At 65.0% G+C, this 2,482-nt stretch carries 2 protein-coding genes, 2 pseudogenes and 1 riboswitch; of the genes and pseudogenes, 3 read left to right on the top strand and 1 reads right to left on the bottom strand.

Features of this window, described 5'->3' with window-relative positions:
- A pseudogene (glyA, locus tag AC3IFE_RS19215) lies at window positions 1-356 on the bottom strand (serine hydroxymethyltransferase); the annotation flags it as partial.
- 137 nt (window positions 357-493) lie between these two features.
- Window positions 494-594: riboswitch (ZMP/ZTP riboswitch) on the bottom strand.
- Between the two features lie 180 nt (window positions 595-774).
- On the opposite strand from glyA, the gene AC3IFE_RS19210 reads away from it, so the two are divergent.
- From AC3IFE_RS19210 to AC3IFE_RS19200, 3 genes and pseudogenes are all read left to right on the top strand, one after another.
- The gene (locus tag AC3IFE_RS19210) at window positions 775-1,521 is read left to right on the top strand and encodes an SDR family NAD(P)-dependent oxidoreductase (RefSeq protein WP_089466753.1); all 747 of its coding nucleotides are present in this window, start codon (window positions 775-777) and stop codon (window positions 1,519-1,521) included.
- Window positions 1,522-1,629: 108 nt separating this feature from the next.
- The gene (gene ybgC, locus AC3IFE_RS19205) at window positions 1,630-2,115 is read left to right on the top strand and encodes a tol-pal system-associated acyl-CoA thioesterase (protein WP_489191587.1); all 486 of its coding nucleotides are present in this window, start codon (window positions 1,630-1,632) and stop codon (window positions 2,113-2,115) included.
- A 144-nt stretch (window positions 2,116-2,259) separates the two neighbouring features.
- A pseudogene (locus AC3IFE_RS19200) lies at window positions 2,260-2,482 on the top strand (protein TolQ); the annotation flags it as partial.

Raw genomic sequence — 2,482 nt, 5'->3', positions numbered from 1 at the left:
CCCATGATCGTGTCGCCCGGCTTGAGCATCGCGAAGAACACGCCCTGGTTCGCCTGCGAACCCGAGTTCGGCTGCACGTTCGCGGCTTCCGCGCCGAACAGTTGCTTCACACGGTCGATCGCCAGCTGCTCGACCCCGTCGACGTACTCGCAGCCGCCGTAGTAGCGCTTGCCCGGATACCCTTCCGCGTACTTGTTCGTGAGCTGCGAGCCTTGGGCGGCCATCACGGCCGGGCTCGTGTAGTTTTCCGACGCGATCAGCTCGATGTGATCTTCCTGGCGGCGGTTTTCCTGCTCGATCGCTGCAAAGATTTCGGGATCGACGTTCGCAATGGTGCTTTGGGCTCTGTCAAACATACGGGTTCCGTTAAGTGTGTACAGGTTGACCGGAGCGGCCGAGTACGGTGCGCTGCTGGCGAGACCAGCTCGACGTGGCGGAAGAATCCGTATGACGCGAGGCAGGACAGCCACCGGCGATGCACGCGACGGCGCACAACGGCTGCCCAGGCGAACGGCAAAAACGGCGCCCCGCGCTTCACGGTGGGATGCTCCACCTTGAACCCGAAGGGTTCTATCGCCAGTCACGCAGGGGTGATGAGCGCATTAGTGTATTGGATGCGTCATGAATAGGCAACCGCACGGCAGTGGCCTCCAAACAATAAGGGCCGGACTCTACGCGCCCGTGCCGAAACACTTCGCCGTCTTGCCGCGGTGCGGCATTCTCAGTAGGCTTGCGGGATTCCACCCGCTATTCCGTTACCGACCAGGAGCAGCAATGATCGTGTTCGTCACAGGTGCGTCCGCCGGCTTCGGCGCCGCCATCTCCCGCGCCTTCGTCAAGGGCGGCCATCGTGTCGTCGCCACCGCGCGCCGCAAGGATCGCCTCGACGCGCTCGCGGCCGAACTCGGCGACGCACTGCTGCCGTTCGAGCTCGACGTGCGCGACCGCGCGGCCGTCGAAGCCGTGCCGGCCTCCCTTCCCGCCGAATTCGCCGCGCTCGACGTGCTCGTCAACAACGCCGGCCTCGCGCTCGGCGTCGAGCCTGCCCAGAAGGCGAGCCTCGACGAATGGCAGACCATGATCGACACGAACTGCTCAGGCCTCGTGACCGTCACGCACGCGTTGCTGCCCGGCATGATCGCGCGTGGTCGCGGCCATATCTTCAATCTGGGCTCGGTGGCCGGCACCTATCCGTATCCAGGCGGGAACGTATACGGCGCGACCAAGGCTTTCGTCAGACAATTCAGCCTGAACCTGCGTACCGACCTGATCGGCACGCCGTTGCGCGTCACCGACATCGAGCCGGGCCTGTGCGGCGGCACGGAATTCTCGAACGTCCGTTTCCGCGGCGACGATGCAAAGGCGGCGAACGTCTACGAGAACGTCCAGCCGCTCACGGCCGAGGACATCGCCGACACGATCTACTGGATCGCCACGCGTCCCGCGCACGTCAACATCAATACGATCGAAATGATGCCGGTCGCGCAAGCGCCGGCCGGCCTCACGATCCATCGCGGCTGACGCGTCGCCCGCCGCCGCAGGCCCGCCTGCGGCCGGCCCGCGGTGTGCTACGACGCACTACATTCCGTTACGAATCGGTTACGAATCCCGTCTTTGCCTTCCGGTAGAATGCGCGCCATGACTCAGCCTACCCGCTCCCCGGAAGCGCCGTCCGGCTTTACCTGGCCGGTGCGCGTGTACTACGAGGATACCGATGCAGGCGGCATCGTCTTCTATGCCAACTACCTGAAGTTCTTCGAGCGCGCCCGCACCGAGTGGCTTCGCGCATGCGGCGTCGACCAGCGTCGGCTCGCCGACGATACCGATGCGATCTTCATCGTGCGCAGCACGTCGCTCGACTACCGCGCGCCGGCGCGACTCGACGACACGCTGACGATCACGAGCCGGCCCGGACGCATCGGCCGCGCATCGGTGGAATTCACGCAGGAAGCCTGGTGTGGCGACACGCTGCTCGTGGCCGGGCAGATCCGCCTCGGCTGCGTCGACCGTCACGGCATCCGGCCCGCGGCCATCCCGCCGGCCGTGCTCGACGCGCTGCATCGCGGGCCCGTCATCGACACCGGGCAGACCGGTCTGTCAACGAAGCTCGCATGAGCGCCGTTTAGATACAGCCTATGAACTTGCCGTTCTGATTCGATACTAAGCAAGGTTCGGCGTCGGGCATCGCCGGCGCGCCGCGCCGCACGCACACCGGACGCCCTTGCCGGGCATTCCCGAAGGGACGTTACTCAAACCTCTATGAATACTGTTCAAGACCTGTCGATCATTTCCCTCGTCCTCAACGCGAGCGTGCTGGCCCAGGCCGTGATGGGGCTGCTGCTGCTGCTGTCGCTGATGTCGTGGACCTTCATCTTCCGCAAGTGGTTCGCGATCCGCCGCGCACGCGCGCAGACCGAACGCTTCGAGAAGGATTTCTGGTCGGGCGGAGACCTGCAGGCGCTGTATCAAAGCGCGGCCAACA

It is taken from the genome of Burkholderia sp. APQ4-4ca (assembly GCF_057837105.1).
The sequence above is the reverse complement of the archived record's forward strand: the minus strand, read 5'-3'. Positions and strand labels throughout refer to the sequence as shown.

Bases quoted from the DNA above. Each gene is read 5' to 3' on its own strand.
- AC3IFE_RS19210 (WP_089466753.1), top strand. From the start codon at position 775: ATGATCGTGTTCGTCACAGGTGCGTCCGCCGGCTTCGGCGCCGCCATC.
- ybgC (WP_489191587.1), top strand. From the start codon at position 1,630: ATGCGCGCCATGACTCAGCCTACCCGCTCCCCGGAAGCGCCGTCCGGC.